General features: G+C 74.2%; 15 protein-coding genes. 14 read left to right on the top strand and 1 reads right to left on the bottom strand.

From position 1 onward, the window contains the following. Positions 1-182 precede the first annotated feature (182 nt). The 10 genes from ACIQTO_RS19155 (at position 183) to ACIQTO_RS19110 (ending at position 12,922) form a co-directional block, all read left to right on the top strand. Entirely contained in the window at positions 183-983 is an 801-nt protein-coding gene (locus ACIQTO_RS19155) for a TIGR03936 family radical SAM-associated protein (protein WP_402389061.1), read from the top strand. Positions 984-1,379: 396 nt separating this feature from the next. Next, on the top strand, positions 1,380-4,979 hold the full coding sequence (locus ACIQTO_RS19150) for a ribonuclease E/G (RefSeq protein ID WP_402389059.1): 3,600 nt from the start codon (positions 1,380-1,382) through the stop codon (positions 4,977-4,979). Between the two features lie 222 nt (positions 4,980-5,201). Continuing rightward, positions 5,202-5,519, top strand: a complete 318-nt coding sequence (gene rplU, locus ACIQTO_RS19145) for a 50S ribosomal protein L21 (protein ID WP_402389056.1) — start codon at positions 5,202-5,204, stop codon at positions 5,517-5,519. Positions 5,520-5,531: 12 nt separating this feature from the next. Then, positions 5,532-5,789: a 50S ribosomal protein L27 gene (gene rpmA / locus ACIQTO_RS19140; protein WP_380576262.1), complete on the top strand. Its 258-nt coding sequence runs from the start codon at positions 5,532-5,534 to the stop codon at positions 5,787-5,789. A gap of 99 nt (positions 5,790-5,888) precedes the next feature. Continuing rightward, on the top strand, positions 5,889-7,364 hold the full coding sequence (gene obgE, locus ACIQTO_RS19135; RefSeq protein ID WP_402389053.1) for a GTPase ObgE: 1,476 nt from the start codon (positions 5,889-5,891) through the stop codon (positions 7,362-7,364). Between the two features lie 402 nt (positions 7,365-7,766). Then, a complete protein-coding gene (gene proB / locus ACIQTO_RS19130; RefSeq protein ID WP_402389050.1) occupies positions 7,767-8,903 on the top strand; it encodes a glutamate 5-kinase in 1,137 nt (378 codons plus the stop codon). A gap of 132 nt (positions 8,904-9,035) precedes the next feature. After that, positions 9,036-9,563 carry a hypothetical protein gene (locus ACIQTO_RS19125; protein ID WP_402389048.1) on the top strand — a complete coding sequence of 176 codons (528 nt, stop codon included), beginning with the start codon at positions 9,036-9,038 and terminating at the stop codon, positions 9,561-9,563. Between the two features lie 146 nt (positions 9,564-9,709). Beyond that, the gene (locus ACIQTO_RS19120) at positions 9,710-11,032 is read left to right on the top strand and encodes a glutamate-5-semialdehyde dehydrogenase (protein WP_402389045.1); all 1,323 of its coding nucleotides are present in this window, start codon (positions 9,710-9,712) and stop codon (positions 11,030-11,032) included. Positions 11,033-11,132: 100 nt separating this feature from the next. Then, entirely contained in the window at positions 11,133-11,726 is a 594-nt protein-coding gene (locus tag ACIQTO_RS19115; RefSeq protein WP_402389043.1) for a hypothetical protein, read from the top strand. A gap of 134 nt (positions 11,727-11,860) precedes the next feature. Next, positions 11,861-12,922 carry a hypothetical protein gene (locus ACIQTO_RS19110; protein ID WP_402389040.1) on the top strand — a complete coding sequence of 354 codons (1,062 nt, stop codon included), beginning with the start codon at positions 11,861-11,863 and terminating at the stop codon, positions 12,920-12,922. A gap of 121 nt (positions 12,923-13,043) precedes the next feature. Here the strand turns inward: ACIQTO_RS19110 and ACIQTO_RS19105 are convergent, their stop codons facing one another. After that, positions 13,044-14,102: a M48 family metallopeptidase gene (locus tag ACIQTO_RS19105; RefSeq protein ID WP_402389037.1), complete on the bottom strand. Its 1,059-nt coding sequence runs from the start codon at positions 14,100-14,102 to the stop codon at positions 13,044-13,046. Between the two features lie 247 nt (positions 14,103-14,349). Here ACIQTO_RS19105 and ACIQTO_RS19100 point away from each other — a divergent pair, with 247 nt between their 5' ends. The 4 genes from ACIQTO_RS19100 to ACIQTO_RS19085 all read left to right on the top strand — a co-directional run bounded on the left by ACIQTO_RS19100 (position 14,350) and on the right by ACIQTO_RS19085 (position 17,498). Next, positions 14,350-14,496 carry a hypothetical protein gene (locus ACIQTO_RS19100; RefSeq protein ID WP_380571177.1) on the top strand — a complete coding sequence of 49 codons (147 nt, stop codon included), beginning with the start codon at positions 14,350-14,352 and terminating at the stop codon, positions 14,494-14,496. A gap of 160 nt (positions 14,497-14,656) precedes the next feature. Then, a complete protein-coding gene (locus ACIQTO_RS19095) occupies positions 14,657-14,815 on the top strand; it encodes a hypothetical protein (RefSeq protein ID WP_360637147.1) in 159 nt (52 codons plus the stop codon). Positions 14,816-14,950: 135 nt separating this feature from the next. Continuing rightward, positions 14,951-15,583, top strand: a complete 633-nt coding sequence (gene nadD, locus ACIQTO_RS19090) for a nicotinate-nucleotide adenylyltransferase (RefSeq protein ID WP_402389033.1) — start codon at positions 14,951-14,953, stop codon at positions 15,581-15,583. 19 nt (positions 15,584-15,602) lie between these two features. Then, on the top strand, positions 15,603-17,498 hold the full coding sequence (locus ACIQTO_RS19085) for an LCP family protein (protein WP_402389030.1): 1,896 nt from the start codon (positions 15,603-15,605) through the stop codon (positions 17,496-17,498). Positions 17,499-17,581: the final 83 nt, after the last annotated feature.

Genomic DNA, 17,581 nt, shown 5'->3' with positions numbered 1-17,581 from the left:
GCCGGGGTTTCGCGCATCCGTGCTGACCAGGGACGGAGCGAAGGGGGTGCGCGGGCGCGTACCCTTTGAGTGACAGAGTCCGGAGTGTGGCGCGTTCGTGCCACGCCGGACGGGGACATCTGACTAAGGACTGAGCGACCCTGGCACGCCGTACGCCCGACGGTCCGCCGCCCGCGCCGACGGTGCAGCGGATTCGTCTCCGCTACACCAAGCGCGGCCGGCTCCGCTTCACCAGCCACCGCGACTTCCAGCGCGCCTTCGAGCGCGCCCTGCGCCGGTCGGCCGTGCCGATGGCCTATTCGGCCGGGTTCACGCCGCACCCGAAGGTTTCCTACGCCAACGCCGCCCCCACCGGAGTGGCGAGCGAGGCGGAGTACCTGGAGATCGGCCTCGCGGCCTTCCGCGACCCGGAGGAGCTGCGCGCGCAGCTGGACGAGTCGTTGCCGAACGGCCTCGACGTCATCGACGCGGTCGAGGTCCGGACGCCGAACTTCGTGGAGCGTCTGGAAGCCTCCGAATGGCAGGTCCGGCTGGACGGTGTCACGCCGCAGGAGGCGGCCGCCGCGGCCGCCGCATTCCTCGCCGAGGAGCGGGTCGAGGTCGAACGCCTCACCAAGAACGGCGTGCGTGTCTTCGACGCGCGCGGCGCGGTGGCGGCGCTGGAAATCCTCTCGCCGCAGGTCGACAGCGGTGCGGACACGGACGACGAACGGGCCCGCGATGTTCGGACCGGCCGTCCCTGTGCGATACTGCGGCTGGTAGTACGACACGCCACACCCGCCGTACGACCCGACGACGTATTGTCCGGTCTCCGTGCGACGGCTGACCTGGCGCCGCCGGTCCCCGCAGAGGTGACCAGGCTGGCGCAGGGGCCGCTCGACGAGGGGACCGGCACGGTGACCGACCCGCTGGCGCTCGACCGCGCCGCGGCCCCGGCCGGCCCTGTGGCCGCCGGCGAGCCGCGCGCAACCGCGTCCGCCTAGCGGGCGGAGGCCCGGTCCAGTGCCTCACTGGACCCACTGGTCCTCCAGGCCCCCGCGGCTCCCCAGGGGAGCGAGCGTCGTCGAAGCACAGGCCGGCCTCTTGCGGCCCGCCGACCCGGATGGTCGGTGGGCCCGAGGACCCCGTCCGGGAGCCACCCGGGGTTGGGGGACGGCGCAGCTTGGGAAAACCTCAGAAGACTGGTCAGACCAGAAGACTTTCGACACCCCGCCGAGGGCGGGGCGCCGAGCGAGACTACGAGCCCCTGTGCGGCCTCGCGTCCGCACGGCGGCACCAGGAAAGGGTCCGGCCCGAGCATCCTCGTGATGCCGGCCGGCCACCGGTGCCCTGCCGTGCCCGGATACGGAGCCCGGGGGCCTGACGGGAGATCCACCCGCATGCTCGATAACACCGATCCGCAGCAGAGCGCGGCAGCGGAACCGAACGAGAACACCGTCGCCACCGGCGACGGAACCACCGGCGAGGGCGCGTCCGCCGCGCCGCCGCGCCGCCGCCGCCGTGCGGTGTCCCGCCCCGCGGGCACCCCGCAGGGTGCGGCCACCGACACCGCCGAGACGGTGGTTCCGGCCGAGGCGGCTGCCGTCGAGGCGCCCGCCGCGGAGGCGCCGGCCGTCGAGCCGGTCGCCGAGAAGCCCGTCCGGGCCCGCCGTACCCGCAAGCGTGCCGAGGCGCCCGCCGGGGCGCCGGAGGCCACCCCGATCGTGGTGACCGCGCCGGAGGCCGTCGAGGCTCCCGCCGCGGAGGCGCCGGCCGCGGAGCCGGTCGCCGAGCCGGTCGCCGAGAAGCCCGTCCGGGCCCGCCGTGCCCGCAAGCGTGCCGAGGCGCCGGTGAGCGCGCCCGCCGCCGCCGAGGCGCCCGTCGAGACCGCTGCCGAGATCCCGGCCGAGGCGCCCGCCGCCGAGGCCGCGCCGGTGGAGGAGGCCCCCGCCGCACCGGCCCGCCGCCCCCGTCGGCGCCGCGTGGTCGAGGCCGCGCCGGTCGTCGAGGAGACCCCGGCCGAGGAGCCCGCCGCCGAGGAGGAGCCGGTCGAGGAGGCCGAGGCCGTCGCGCCCGCCGCCGAGCCGGAGCCCGCCCCGGCCCCCGCGCCGGTCGCCGAGGCCGAGCCGACCCACCGGGTGCGCCGCCGCGCGGTCCGCCCGTCCACCGCGATCTTCCAGGCCCCGGTCTTCCAGGAGCCGGCTCCCTACACCGCGCCGTCGGCCCCGTCGGCCCCGTCGGCCCCGGCCGCCCCGGCCGCTCCGGTCGAGACCCCGGCCCCGGCCCCGGTCGAGGCCCCCGCCGCGAAGACGGCGGAGGAGGACGAGTTCGAGTACAGCGGCGTCGGCCGCCGTCGCCGTACCCGCACCCAGGTGCGGGTGCAGACCCCGGGCCGCCGCAAGGGCGGCGCCGCCAGTGCCCCCGCGGCTCCGGCCGCTCCCGTCGCCCCCGTCGCCCCCGTGGTCGCGGCCCCGGTCGCGGCGCCCGTCGTCGTCGAGCCTCCGGCCGTCGCCGAGGCCCCCGCCGCCGGCCCCGAGGCCGAGGACGAGTGGGAGGACGGCCGTCCGTCGCGCCGCCGCCGCCGGGGTGGCCGCCGCCGCCGTCGTGGCGAGGCCGAGGACTTCGAGGCCGAGCAGGCCGAGACCGAGCAGTCCGTCCAGGAGCCGGTCGCCGAGGCCGAGGACGAGGACGGCGAGGACGACGACGAGCTGTCGGCCGGCCTGGCCTCGTCCCGCCGCCGCCGTCGCCGCCGCCGTCGCAGCGGTGAGGCCGGTGCGACCGAGGTCGCCGAGACCACCGAGGACGGTGTCCGCACGGTGGTGAAGGTGCGCGAGCCGCGCCGCCGCTCCACCGAGCCGTCCTTCGACCCGGACGAGGTGCAGTCCATCAAGGGCTCCACCCGTCTGGAGGCCAAGAAGCAGCGCCGCCGCGAGGGCCGCGAGCTGGGCCGCCGCCGGGTGCCGATCATCACCGAGGCCGAGTTCCTGGCCCGCCGCGAGTCGGTCGAGCGCGTCATGGTGGTGCGCCAGAACGGCCAGCGCACCCAGATCGGCGTCCTCGAGGACGGCGTGCTGGTCGAGCACTACGTCAACAAGGAGCAGGCCACCTCGTACGTCGGCAACGTCTACCTGGGCAAGGTCCAGAACGTGCTGCCGTCGATGGAGGCCGCCTTCGTCGACATCGGCAAGGGCCGCAACGCGGTGCTGTACGCCGGTGAGGTGAACTTCGGCGCACTGGGCGGCCACGGCGGCCCGCGCCGGATCGAGTCGGTGCTGAAGTCCGGCCAGTCCGTCCTGGTGCAGGTCTCCAAGGACCCGATCGGCCACAAGGGCGCCCGCCTGACCAGCCAGATCTCGCTGCCCGGCCGCTACCTGGTGTACGTGCCCGAGGGCTCGATGACCGGGATCTCGCGCAAGCTGCCCGAGAACGAGCGGGCCCGTCTGAAGCAGATCCTCAAGAAGATCGTCCCCGACGACGCGGGCGTCATCGTGCGCACCGCCGCCGAGGGCGCCTCCGAGGACGAGCTGACCCGCGACGTCCAGCGCCTCCAGCAGCAGTGGGAGGAGATCCAGAAGAAGGCCGCGACCGGCAACGCCCCCGCGCTGCTCTACGGCGAGCCGGACATGACCGTCCGGGTCGTCCGCGACATCTTCAACGAGGACTTCACCAAGGTCATCGTCTCCGGTACCGAGGCGTGGAACACCATCCACGACTACGTCTCCAATGTGGCCCCCGACCTGGCCGAGCGCCTGCAGCGGTGGACCTCCGAGGTGGACGTGTTCGCCACCTACCGGATCGACGAGCAGCTGATGAAGGCGCTGGACCGCAAGGTCTGGCTGCCCAGCGGTGGTTCGCTGGTGATCGACCGCACCGAGGCGATGATCGTCATCGACGTCAACACCGGCAAGTTCGTCGGTCAGGGCGGCAACCTCGAAGAGACCGTCACCCGCAACAACATCGAGGCGGCCGAGGAGATCGTGCGCCAGCTGCGGCTGCGCGACCTCGGCGGCATCATCGTGATCGACTTCATCGACATGGTGCTGGAGTCCAACCGGGACCTGGTGCTGCGCCGTCTGCTGGAGTGCCTGGGCCGGGACCGGACCAAGCACCAGGTGGCCGAGGTCACCTCGCTGGGCCTGGTCCAGATGACCCGCAAGCGGGTCGGCCAGGGCCTGCTGGAGTCGTTCTCCGAGCCCTGCGTCCACTGCAACGGGCGCGGCGTGATCGTGCACATGGAGCAGCCCAGCGCCCACGTCCACACCGGTGGCGGCCAGGCCGTCGCGGCGGGCGAGGCGGCTGCGGGCAGCGGCAAGCGCCGGCGCCGGGGCAAGGGCGGTGCCGCCCAGGACGAGGCGCAGACCGCGGTCGAGGCCGGCGGTGAGGCACTGGAGCACGAGGAGGTCGAGGGCCAGCTCGCGATCGAGGTGCCGGTCGCCGAGGCCGAGGTCGTCGTCGAGCCGGTCGCCGAGGCGGTGGCCGAGCCGGCCGCGGCCGAGGAGCCGGCCCAGCCGAGCCTGGTCGAGATCCCCGCCGCCACGGCGGCGCCGGCGGGCCGTACCCGCCGCCGCGCGGTGCGCAAGGCGACGGCTCCGGCCGGGGCGCCCGCCGAGGCCGAGATCGTGGTGCTGCAGGCCCGGGCCGACGCGGCGCTGGAGGCGGCCTTCGCGGCTGCCGAGACGCCCGGGGAGGCCCCGGCCGAGGTGACGGCGGAGGCCGCCGCCGAAGCCCCCGTCGAGGCTCCTGCCGAGACCCCGGCCGAGGCGCCCGCCGCCGAGGCCGAGCCGGTCGCCGAGGAGCCCGCCGCCGAGGAGGAGCCCGCCGAGGAGGCGCCGGCTCCGAAGAAGCGGGCCGCGCGCAAGACCGCGGCGAAGAAGACGGCGGCCAAGAAGACCACGGCGGCCGCCGCGAAGAAGACCACCGCCCGCAAGACCGCCACCAAGCGGACGAGCGCGGCGGCCAAGAAGGCCGCGGCCGCCGAGGGTGATTCGGCAGCCGAGTAGCGCCCCGGTCCGGGGCGGGCGCGAGCCCGCCCCGGACCGGGACGGCCCGGTTTGCCCCGAAGGCGGCCGGTCCGTATTCTTGACCCTCGGCGTGTCTACGCCGCGCTCCCGAACACATCACCTTCCGGGCGCCTCGTCAGAGGAGTCGGGGAGAGGCCCCTGTGTCCGTACCCAGGTGGCTGGCATCTGGAGCTCCGACCGAGTTAGGAAAGTGGGTACCGCATGTACGCGATCGTTCGCGCAGGCGGCCGCCAGCACAAGGTCGCCATCGGCGACGTGCTGGAGATCGACCGTATCGAGGCCAAGCCGGGTGACTCGGTGGAGCTCTCCACCATCCTGGTCGTCGACGGTGACGATGTCACCTCCGACCCGTGGGTGCTGGCCGGCGTGAAGGCTCACGCCGAGGTGGTCGACCAGACCAAGGGCGACAAGATCATCATCCTGCGCTACAAGAACAAGACCGGCTACCGTCGTCGCCAGGGTCACCGTCAGCAGCACACTGCTGTGCGGATCACGAGCATCGACTCCGTCAGCAAGTAAGGGGATAGCGAGATGGCACACAAGAAGGGCGCAAGCTCTACCCGGAACGGCCGTGACTCGAACGCCCAGCGCCTCGGCGTGAAGCGCTTCGGCGGCCAGGTCGTCTCCGCCGGCGAGATCATCGTTCGCCAGCGTGGCACCCACTTCCACCCGGGCGCCAACGTCGGCCGTGGTGGCGACGACACGCTGTTCGCGCTCGCCGCCGGTGCGGTCGAGTTCGGCACGCGTCGCGGCCGCAAGGTCGTCAACATCGTGGCCGTCGAGGCCTGAGTCCGACAAGACTCACAATGAAGGGTGGGCCGGAATGATCCGGTCCACCCTTCATGCTTTACAGCAGGTCAACACTTTCTTCGCACTGGAGGCACACCCATGACCACCTTCGTGGACCGCGTCGAGCTGTACGTCGCCGCGGGTAACGGGGGCCACGGCTGCGCCTCCGTTCACCGGGAGAAGTTCAAGCCGCTGGGGGGGCCGGACGGCGGCAACGGCGGTGAGGGCGGCAGCGTCATCCTCACCGTGGACGCGCAGATCACCACCCTGCTGGAGTACCACCACTCGCCCAAGCGCAAGGCGACCAACGGCAAGCCCGGCGCGGGCGGCAACCGGACCGGCGCCGAGGGTCACGACCTCGTGCTGCTGGTGCCGGACGGCACCGTCGTGATGGACCGGCAGGGCAACGTCCTCGCCGACCTGGTCGGCCACGGCACCAGCTTCGTCGCCGCCGCCGGCGGCCGCGGCGGCCTGGGCAACGCGGCGCTGTCCTCGGCCCGCCGCAAGGCGCCCGGCTTCGCGCTGCTCGGCGAGCCGGGCGAGGCCCGTGACATCGTCATGGAGCTCAAGTCCGTCGCCGACGTGGCCCTGGTGGGCTACCCGAGCGCCGGCAAGTCCTCGCTGATCTCGGTGATCTCCGCCGCCAAGCCGAAGATCGCGGACTACCCGTTCACCACCCTGATCCCCAACCTCGGCGTGGTGACCGCCGGCGACACCGTCTACACCGTCGCCGACGTGCCCGGCCTGATCCCGGGCGCCAGCCAGGGCCGCGGCCTCGGCCTGGAGTTCCTGCGCCACGTCGAGCGCTGCTCGGTGCTGGTCCACGTGCTGGACTGCGCGACCCTGGAGCCCGGCCGCGACCCGCTGACCGACCTGGAGACCATCGAGGCCGAGCTGGCCCAGTACGGCGGCCTGGACGACCGGCCGCGCCTGGTGGCGCTCAACAAGATCGACGTGCCGGACGGCCAGGACATCGCCGACCTCACCCGGGCGTCGCTGGAGGAGCGCGGCTACCGCGTCTTCGAGGTGTCCGCAACCTCCCGCAAGGGCCTGCGCGAGCTGAACTTCGCGATGGCGCAGATCGTCGCCGAGGCCCGGGCCGCCAAGCCGCTCGAGGAGTCCACCCGGATCGTGCTGCGGCCCACCGCCGTGGACGACGCCGGCTTCACCATCGAGGAGGAGGACGGCGCCTACCGCATCCGCGGCACCAAGCCGGAGCGCTGGGTCCGCCAGACGGACTTCTCCAACGACGAGGCCGTCGGCTACCTCGCCGACCGGCTGGCCCGCCTCGGCATCGAGGACAAGCTCTGGAAGGTCGGCGCCCGGGAGGGCGACACCGTCATCATCGGCCCGGAGGAGAACGCCGTCGTCTTCGACTGGGAGCCGACCATGGCCGCCGGCGCCGAGATGCTCGGCCGCCGCGGTGAGGACCACCGCTTCGAGAACCCGCGGCCGGCGGTCGACCGCCGTCGTGAGAAGCAGAAGGGCCGGGACGCCGCCGAGACCGAGTTCCTCGCCTTCGAGGCGCTCTCCGGCAGCCGCCCGGAGGCCGTCGAGGGCGACGACGAGGAGTAGGACCGACCGGTCCCGACCTGTGCGCCGCCGCGGCCCCGCCTCCCGTTCCGGAGGCGGGGCCGCGGCGTTTGCGCGACATCACTTCGCCTGGCGGGTACGGGACTTCCCGCGGCCGGCGCCTCCCGCCGGAGTGGCGGGAGCGCGGTCCGGTGCGCCGGGCGGGCCGGGGGAGTCCGCTCCGCCCGCGCGGATGACGGGTCGTCAGATGTGCTGCCCGGCCGCCGATCCGGCCCGCGGGCCGGGAAGGCGCCGCTCGGCCGCGCCACGGCGGGCCCGTACCCGGGGCGGGTCCAGCCGGTGAAATGCCCGGCGGCCGAGCTGCGCCGATCGCGTAGATTGCGGGGGTGACGGCCGGGCCCGGGCCCGCCGTACCCGCACCACACCGGAAGGGCGTACAGCGAGATGAGCGACGACTCACTGCGGGAGGAGGTCCTGACCGCGCGACGGATCGTCGTCAAGGTCGGCTCCTCCTCACTCACCACGGCGGCCGGCGGCCTGGACGCCGACCGGGTCGACGCCCTGGTGGACGCGCTCGCCAAGGTGCGCGGCGGCCCGGACGCCCCGGAGGTGGTCCTGGTCTCCTCCGGTGCCATCGCGGCCGGCCTGGCCCCGCTGGGCCTGGACCGGCGACCCAAGGACCTCGCCCGCCAGCAGGCCGCCGCGAGCGTCGGCCAGGGTCTGCTGGTCGCCCGCTACACCGCCTCGTTCGCCCGCTACGGCATCCGGGTCGGCCAGGTGTTGCTGACCGCCGAGGACGCCAGCCGGCGGGCCCACTACCGCAACGCCTACCGGACGCTGGACCAGCTGCTGGCGATGGGCGCGATGCCGGTCGTCAACGAGAACGACACCGTCGCCACCGCCGAAATCAAGTTCGGTGACAACGACCGGCTGGCCGCGCTGGTCGCCCACCTGGTCCGGGCCGACCTGCTGGTGCTGCTCTCCGACGTGGACGGCCTCTACGACGGCGACCCGAGCCGCCCCGGCACCAGCCGGATCGCCCAGGTGGCCGGGCCGCACGACCTGGACGGCGTCTCGATCGGCAGCGCGGGCAAGGCCGGCGTCGGTACCGGCGGCATGGTCACCAAGGTGGAGGCGGCCCGGATCGCCACCGGCGCGGGCATCCCGGTGGTGCTCACCGCCGCCAGCCGGGCGGCCGACGCGTTGGCCGGCCGGCCCACCGGCACGCTGTTCCTGCGCACCGGCAGCCGCTCCTCCGACCGGCTGCTCTGGCTGGCCCACGCCAGCAGCCCGCGCGGGGCCCTGCACCTGGACGAGGGCGCCGTCGCGGCGGTCGTCTCCGGGGGCGCCTCGCTGCTGCCGGCCGGGGTCACCAAGGTCGACGGGGAGTTCGCCGCGGGTGATCCGGTGGACCTTCTTGGCGAAAACGGCCACATCGTGGCGCGCGGACTGGTCAACTTTGATGCGAGGGAGTTGCCCCGGCTGCTCGGCCGGTCCACCCGAGACCTGGCCCAGGAGTTCGGTGCCGCGTACGAGCGCGAGGTCGTCCACCGCGACGACCTGGTCGTCCTGCGCGGCTGACCGGCCTGGAGGAGCGGCGGCGACCGCGCGCGGGGTGCACGCCCGGCCGCGGGCGAGGAGGGGCGCAGCCGTCCGCGTCGGGCCGAGGCCGGCGGGTACGACGACACGAGATCGCCGAACAGGAGGCCGCCGGTGGAACGCAGGCGCGAGGCAGCGCTGACCGGAGGAACGGCGGGCCGGCGGCTGACCAGCATCGACGGCGGGCGCGGGGCCGACGCCCCTGCCGAGCCGGCCGGTCCGCCGCCGCAGGAGCCCGGCGCGGTACGCAGGATCCGGCCGGACCGGCGGGACGAGGGCGAGCCGCCCACGGTGCCCGAGCAGGCCCGGCTCTGGCACGTGGTGCTGAGCGTGGCCGGGCCGACCACCCCGCTGTCCGCGCTGCGGGCGGGGCTGGAACGCCTCGCGCACGACCACTCGTTCTTCCTGACGGCCCGCTACGCGGCCGACCACGCGGAGATCCGCTACTGGGAGCAGGCCCGGGACCTGCACGACGCGGCGGCCATCGCGCTGCGGCTCTGGGGCGAGCACAAGGTCACCGCGAGCCTGCCGCCCTGGGAGATCGTGGGGCTGGAGGTGGTCGACCGGGCGACGTACCACAAGCGGGTCGCCGAGGGCTTCGGCGATCCGCCGCCGCACCTGGGCGGGGTGCACCCGTACTGAACCCCCGGGCCCCGGGCCCCGGGCCCCGGTCCGCCCGGCCGCTCGGCCCGGCCGCTCGGCCCGGCGCGCCGCCGGGGCGCCCGGGCGGTGTCTCACCGGGCGAAATGCCCGGCGGTCGGCGCCCGCGCAGTCGCTACCCTTGGCGCATGACCAGCGACCTCGCCACCGCCGACAGCCCCGTCCTCGCCGTAGCGCGCCGAGCCCGGGAGGCCGCCGCCGCGCTCGCCCCGCTGCCGCGCCGGGCGAAGGACGCCGCGCTGGTGGCGATCGCGGACGCCCTGGTGGCCCGGAGCGCCGAGATCACCGCCGCCAACGCCGAGGACGTCGCGCGCGCCCGGGCGGCGGGCACCGCCGAGTCGGTGGTCGACCGTCTCACCCTCACCGACGAGCGGATCGCCGCGATCGCCGCGGACGTCCGCGACGTGGCCGGCCTGCCCGACCCGGTCGGCGAGGTGGTGCGCGGCTACACCCTGCCCAACGGCCTGGACGTGCGACAGGTGCGGGTCCCGCTCGGCGTCGTCGGCATCATCTACGAGGCCCGTCCGAACGTCACCGTGGACGCCGCCGCGCTCTGCCTGAAGTCCGGCAACGCGGTGCTGCTGCGCGGCTCGGCCTCCGCCTACCGGTCCAACACCGCGCTAGTCGCGGTGGTGCGCGACGCCGTCGTCGCGGCGGGGCTGCCCGCCGACGCGGTCCAGCTCGTCCCGGGCGAGAGCCGGGAGTCGGTCCAGGAGCTGATGCGCGCCCGGGGCCTGGTGGACGTGCTGATCCCGCGCGGCGGGGCCTCGCTGATCCGGACCGTGGTCGAGGGCTCGACCGTGCCGGTGATCGAGACCGGGACGGGGAACTGCCACGTCTACGTGGACGCCGAGACGGACCTGGCGATGGCCGTCGGCATCCTGTTGAACTCGAAGGCGCAGCGGGTGAGCGTCTGCAACTCGGCCGAGACCCTGCTCGTCCACCAGGACGTCGCGGAGGCCTTCCTGCCGCTCGCGCTGGCGGCCCTGGCGCAGGCCGGGGTGACGGTGCACGGCGACGACGCGGTGCTCAAGGCCGCCGAGGGGTCGGCGGCCACCGTGGTGCCGGCCACCGAGGCGGACTGGGAGACGGAGTACCTCTCGTACGACCTGGCGGCGGCCGTGGTGCCCTCGCTGGAGGCCGCCGTCGCGCACATCCGCCGCTGGTCCTCCGGTCACACCGAGGCGATCGTCACCACCTCGCAGGCCGCCGCCCGCCGTTTCACCCAGCTGGTCGACGCGACGACGGTGGCCGTCAACGCGTCGACCCGGTTCACCGACGGCGGTGAGTTCGGTTTCGGCGCCGAGATCGGCATCTCGACCCAGAAGCTGCACGCCCGCGGCCCGATGGGCCTGCCGGAGCTGACCAGCACCAAGTACATCGTCACTGGTGACGGGCATGTCCGGGGCGAGGCGGCGCAGACCGTGGGCGGGGCGGCCGACGCCGGCTGAGCCGGCCGGGGGCTCCGGGCGGGCGGGCCGCGTCACACGAGTGACCGACCAAGTGCGAGGAGCCACAGACAAATCGCCCGACCGGTAATACGCTGAATCCGTGGCTGACGATGTGGGGGGCTTGCCGTACCCCGACGGCGCCGACCACGGTGGTGCGGACGACGAGTTCGCCACCGTGGTCTTCGATGAGGCCTTCGTCCGGTCCGCCGCCGTGCACGAGCCGACAGCCAAGGAGCGGCAGCTCGCCGCGGCCGAGGCCCGGTTCGAGCCGGACGCGGTGGTACCGGGCTGGTCCTATGACGTCCCCGCGGGTGACGGGGTGCCGCTGGAGCTGCGCCCCTACCCGAGCGGACTGGACGACGACCGCCGCTACCCCGATCCGTGGTCGGGTCCCGGCCGGGTGGTCGGGCGCCGGGCCGGGCGGTGGGGGCGGGACAGCGTCTACGACCCGGTCCGGGCGCGGCGCGGGCGCTATGTCGCCCAGCAGCGCTGGCACCGGCCGGTGGCCTGGGTGCTCGCCGTGATCATGGGCGTGAGCCTGGTCGCGGTGGCGGTCGCGGCCGTCTACCAGGGCGTGGGCGGGGCCGGTGGCGGCACGCCCCGGCGGCCCGAGTCCGGGAGCAGCAGCGCGGGGGTCGATCCGGCCCCCTCGCCGGCCGATCCGTCGCTCGTGGTCACCGCGCCGGCGGGTTGAGGCGCTGATTCGCGAGCCGTGCGCCGGAGTGCGCCCGGGGGCCTCCGCGCGACGGCGTTCCGGTCACGGAGCGCTCCCGGGAATCTGTGTGAACACCCTCGTGGCGGGGCGCGGCCGCGGCTTACCCTGGTGTCATGGGTGACCCGCGAGAGCCTCCGGAGGGTGCGCCCGACGGTGGTTCCGGAAGCGATGACGAGTACCGGTCCGTCGTCTTCGACGAATCGTTCGTCCGGGCTGCCCGGATCCAGGAGCTCTCGGCCCGGGAACGGTTGGCGAACTCGTTCGGCCGGGCCACCCGCCCGCGGATCCGGCTCGGTCCGCTGGGCACCGTGCCGCGGCAGGCGCTCGCCCTACTGCTGTTGATCCTGCTGGCCTTCTCGGCCGCCGTGTACTTCGGCATCAGCGCGCCGAACCGGCCGACGTCCCGCCCCGAGGGCACCCAAGTGACCGTCAGTCTGGTGGCGTTGAGTCCGGCTTCGGCGGTCCGGCCGGCCGCCGACCCGGCCGCCCCGTTCGCCGCGCTGCCGCCCGGGTACAGCGACGGTGCCCTCGGTCTGGGGACTCCCGCGGGGGCGGCCACCGAGCACTTCAGCAGGATCGAGGTGACCAAGGCGCTCGACACCGTCCAGCGCTACCTGGTCGCCTCCTCGCTGGCGCCGACAGCCCTGATCCAGGGGGCGACCGCCGATGTGCGGGCCTTCGTGACGCCCGGTGAGCAGGCCCAGTTCGACGCCAGCGTGGCGCAGCCCGTCGACGACCGCCACCACGCGCTGACCGGGTGGGTGGTCCGCTTCGACCCGGCGCAGGTCGCGCTGGCCGCCGACAGCGTGAAGGTGGCGGGAGCGATGCGGATCGACGAGGCGGACAGCACCACCCTGCAGATCACCACCGACCACACCTTCGTCTACGCGCTGAAGCCGGCCGGGGCCCCGAGCGGCGCGCCGGTGACGCTGGAGACCGTCCGGCGGCAGCTGACCTTCCAGTTCGACCGGATCGACCTGGCCTCCGCCCAGCTGCGGCTGGTGGACTCGGTGCTCCAGGCCGGGCCGGCGCCGTGCGGCGGTTCGCTGGCCGGGTACGTGCAGCCGCTGCTGGCGGGGGCGGACGGTGCCCCGGCGGCCGGTGCGCAGCCGATCGATCCGGGCAATCACGCCCACCCGGCCTGGCAGGTCTGCGGGGTGCTGGCGGGCAGCTGAGGCCGGGCCGCGGGGCACGGTCCGGGGGCCGTTCGGGCGGTGGGTGCCGTTCGGGCGGTGCCGGGCCCCGGGTGCGCCGACGGCTCCCGGCGGGCCGCCGGGAGCCGTCGGCACCGCGGGATCAGTTCTCGTCGCGGGGGGCCGACGACCCGTTGGAGCGGGTGGCGCCGGTGAAGGTGTCGCGGAGCTTGCCGCCGACGGTGGCCGCGCCGCCGGCGACGTCGCGGATCAGGCCCATCAGCGGGTCCTTGCTCTCCTTCACCGAACTCGTGTAGTGGTCGGCGGCGGCCTTCCACTGGTCGCCGACCGAGGTCTCGGCGTCGTCGGTGCGGCGCGGGTAGGCGCCGGCCAGGATCGAGCGGTACTCCTCGCTCTCCGCCCACTTCTTCAGCTTGGCGACCCGCACCACGGCGAACGGGTGGCTCTGCGGCAGGACCTGCAGCAGCTTGAGCACGCCGTCGCGGAGGTCCCCGGCCTTCTCGTACTCCGCGGCCTGCTCCAGGAAGGCGTCGACGTTCATCTCGCCCAGGTTGTGGCCGCCGGCCAGCTTCATCAGGGCCCGCATGGAGGCCTGGAGGTCCTGGCCGGCGAGCAGGCCGGCCCGGTCGCTGGAGAGCTCGGCCTTGCGGAACCACTCCTTGAGCGCGGTGACGATCGCCATGATCGCGAGGTTGCCGAGCGGCACCCAGGCGATCCGGGCGGCGATGTTGGTGAGGATCAGCAGCATCGTCCGGTAGACGGCGTGGCCGGACATCGCGTGGCCGACCTCGTGGCCGATGACGGAGCGCAGTTCCTCCTCGTCCAGGAGCTCGACCAGGCCGCTGGTGACCACGATGATCGGGGTGTCGATGCCGATGCAGTAGGCGTTGACCGTCGGGTCCTGGGAGACGTAGAGGTCCGGGACCTTCTCCAGGTCCAGCACGTACGCGGCGTCGCGCACCATCCCGTGCAGCTCGGGGAACTGCCGCTCGGAGGTCTTCACGGCGGTGGCCAGGAACATCAGCCGGATCGAGCGCTCGGAGACCAGCCCGGCGAGCTTCTTGAGGACGTCGTCGAAACCGGTCAGCTTGCGCAGCGCGACGAGGGCGGAGCGGTCCGCCGGGTGCTCCCAGGCCCGGGTGGAGATCTCCGGGAACCGCTGGCGGCGCCGGCTGGGGGCCTTCGAGGTCGTATCGGTCATGGTGTGAGTACCCTCCTGGTCGACGGCGGCCCCGGCAGCTGGCCGGCCCCCGCTGGTCTTCGCCTGCAACGACTGTCTGTGCAACGTCCGTGGTTGCGTACTCGTCCCCGCGCTCACCCTACGCGCGGCGCGGACGGCGCCGGAGGGGGCGGTGACCGGCGCGGGTGTGAGGCCGGTCTACCCTGAATGACCTGGAGAGCCGAGACCAGACCTGGCCGCGGTACCGAGCAGTCCGAGGAGCCCGCAGATGTCCACCGACGCCCTTGTCAGCCTGGCCGGTCCGATCTCCACGGAGAACGGCCCGGGGCTCTTCCTGCGGATCATCGTGGTGGCCTCCTTCGTCGGTGTCGGCCTGCTCGCCTGGCTCCTGCTGCGGGCCGGCCGCAACAACTGACCACCCTCCGGACGGGCCCCGCCGGGCGCCCGGCTCACGCGGGATCAGACGCGGTGGGCCGCCGAGCGGTTGCCGTGTCGGCACCCGTACGATGACAGGTGGGTCCTCACCGGCCCGCCCACCCCTGGTCCGTCATCCGAGCCGAGAAGGTCCGCCGACCATGAGCACTGCCGCCGCACTCCCCGTCCTGAACCTGCTCGCCTCCGAGGGTGAGGGGGGCAACCACGACAGCCTCAACCCGTACCTCACGGGTGGCGCCGCACTGTTCGTCCTGCTGCTGCTGCTCTACGTGACCACGCGCTTCAACCGGGACCGCTGAGCGGCGCACCGAACCCCGCCGGGTCGGCTCGGGGAGCGTCCGGCGGGAGCGCCGGCCGCTCCCTCACGCGTTCTCCGGATGGCCTCCACCCGGGCGTTCCCGCACCGTAACGGGCGTCGCGTAAGGTGTGGCGGCATGGGAGAGCAGGCCGGGAATCCCGGCGGACCGGTACCGGTGAAGAAGCGGCTCGGCGTGATGGGCGGCACCTTCGACCCGATCCACCACGGACACCTGGTCGCCGCCAGTGAGGTGGCGAGCGCGTTCCGCCTCGACGAGGTGGTCTTCGTCCCGACCGGGCAGCCGTGGCAGAAGACCGACCGCGAGGTGACCCCGGCCGAGGACCGCTACCTGATGACGGTCATCGCCACCGCGGAGAACCCGCAGTTCTCGGTCAGCCGGATCGACATCGACCGCGAGGGCCCGACGTACACCGTCGACACCCTGCGCGACCTGCGCGCGCTCCACCCGGACGCGGACCTCTTCTTCATCACCGGCGCCGACGCGCTCGCGCAGATCCTCTCCTGGCGGGACTCGGAGGAGCTCTTCTCGCTCGCCCACTTCATCGGCTGCACCCGGCCGGGGCACACTCTTTCGGACGCCGGGCTTCCGGTGGGCGGGGTCTCCCTGGTGGAGGTCCCGGCGCTGGCCATCTCCTCCACGGACTGCCGCAACCGGGTCGCCAAGGGTGAACCGGTCTGGTACCTCGTCCCGGACGGCGTGGTCCGCTACATCGACAAGCGGGCGCTCTACGCGCCGCACCGGACCTGATCCCCGGAGGGGCCGACGGATGACCGATCGCAGGGGACAGCAGGACGACTGGTCCACCGGGCAGTACCAGCAGCAGTACCCGCCCGAGCAGCAGCAGGGCGGCTACGAGCAGCAGTACGACCAGTACGGGCAGCCGGTACCGCCGGCGCAGCCCCACGGGCAGGACCAGTACACCGCCTACCAGGGGCAGGGCCAGGACCAGTACCAGCAGCAGGCGTACCAGCCGTACGAGCAGCCGCAGCAGGGCGGCTACGGACAGCAGGGCGGCTACGAGCAGCAGCGGTACGACCAGTACGACCCGTACGGGCAGCCGGCGGCCGGCGGGCAGGCGTACCAGCAGCCCGGCGGCTACCAGGGCGGCTACCAGGGGCAGGGCCAGGACCAGTACCAGCAGCAGGCGTACCAGCCGTACGAGCAGCCGCAGCAGGGCGGCTACGGACAGCAGGGCGGCCACCAGCCGCAGCAGTTCGGGACCGGGCCGCAGCCGGTGGTCGCCGAGCCGGTGCCCGAGCAGGCCGCCCCGGCGCCGGCCCCGGTGCCGCCGCGCCCCCGCACGCCCCGGCCGACCCCCGCCGGGGCGGCGCCGGCCCGGCCCGCGGCGCCGTCCGAGCAGGTCGGCGGGAGCCGTGCGGCCAAGGCCGCCGGCGGTGCCGGGAAGACGCCCCGGGACGACTACGCCACCGGTGAGTTCACCTTCGTCGACGAGGAGGCGGAGGAGACCGAGGACGTCATCGACTGGCTGAAGTTCGCCGAGTCGCGCAGCGAGGTGCGCGCCGAGCGCCGCCGCAAGCTGCGCACCCGGCTGATCGGCGTCGGCGTGGTGCTGGCGCTCGCGGCGGCCGGCACCGGCGGCTACCTCTGGTTGACCGGCGGCAAGCAGACCGCGGCGACCGCCGCCGGCCCGCGCCAGGTCAACGTGGTGCACCTGCGTGACCTCCAGGGCAAGGTCTCCAGCGCGCTGCTGGTCAACGACGCCTCGGGACACAAGGGCACCGTGCTGCTGCTGCCGGACACGCTGCGGCTGCCCGGCCCGGGCGACCCGCCGGTCACCACCGTCGGCCAGGCGATGGACAGCATCGGTCCGTCCGCCACCCGGGACGGCCTGGCCACCGTGCTGGGCGCCCCGGTGGCCGGTACCTGGCGGCTCGACACGCCGTACCTGGAGCTGCTGGTCGCCCAGCTCGGCGGGGTCCGGGTGGACACCAACGCCGAGACGCACGAGGGCGGCAAGCCGGACGGCAAGCTGCTCTCCGCCGCGGGCAAGAACACCCTGCTGAGCGGGAAGGCGGCGGTCGCCTACGCCACCCTGCAGGCGTCCGGCGAGAACCGGGACGCCCAACTCGCCCGGTTCGGCCAGGTGATGGACGCGGTGATGCGGACCATGCCGGTCGAGTTCAAGGACGCCAAGGACGACGTGCACCGGATGAACGCGGTGCTCGACCCGTCGCTGCCGGAGGACGCCCTGGCCGGCGTGCTGGTCCAGCTCGCCCAGCAGGCGAAGGACGGCCACCTCGGGACCACCGTGCTGACCGTGAAGCCGGACGGCAGCCTGGACGAGGCCGGCGCCGGCCAGCAGGTCAAGGAGGTGCTGGGCGGCACGGTGAAGTCCGCCACCTCGGCCGACGCGCCGGCCCGGGTCTCGATCCAGGACGCCACCGGCAACGACCAGGCGGCCGGCGCCGCGCAGGTCCAGGTGGTGAACGCGGGCCTCACCTTCATCCCGGGCGGGGCGAAGGCGACGCCGCAGGCGACCAGTGAGATCCGCTACACCGACGACGCCCGGCAGGCCGCGGCGAAGTCGCTGGCGGTCAGCCTCAACCTGCCGGAGACGGCCGCGAAGAAGGTCACCGACGCGCAGAACGCCGACCTGGTGGTCGTCCTCGGCAAGGACTACCAGCCGCCGAAGGCGCAGTAGGCCCGCGCGGAGGACCGGGGCGGCCGGGTGGCGCGGGAAACGATTCCTGGGCCACCGGGGCGGCGTGAGATCCTGGAAGGCGA

The sequence above is a fragment of the Kitasatospora sp. NPDC091207 genome, assembly GCF_044768625.1.
Taxonomy (GTDB): domain Bacteria; phylum Actinomycetota; class Actinomycetes; order Streptomycetales; family Streptomycetaceae; genus Kitasatospora.
This window is presented reverse-complemented; position numbering and strand designations above follow the sequence as displayed.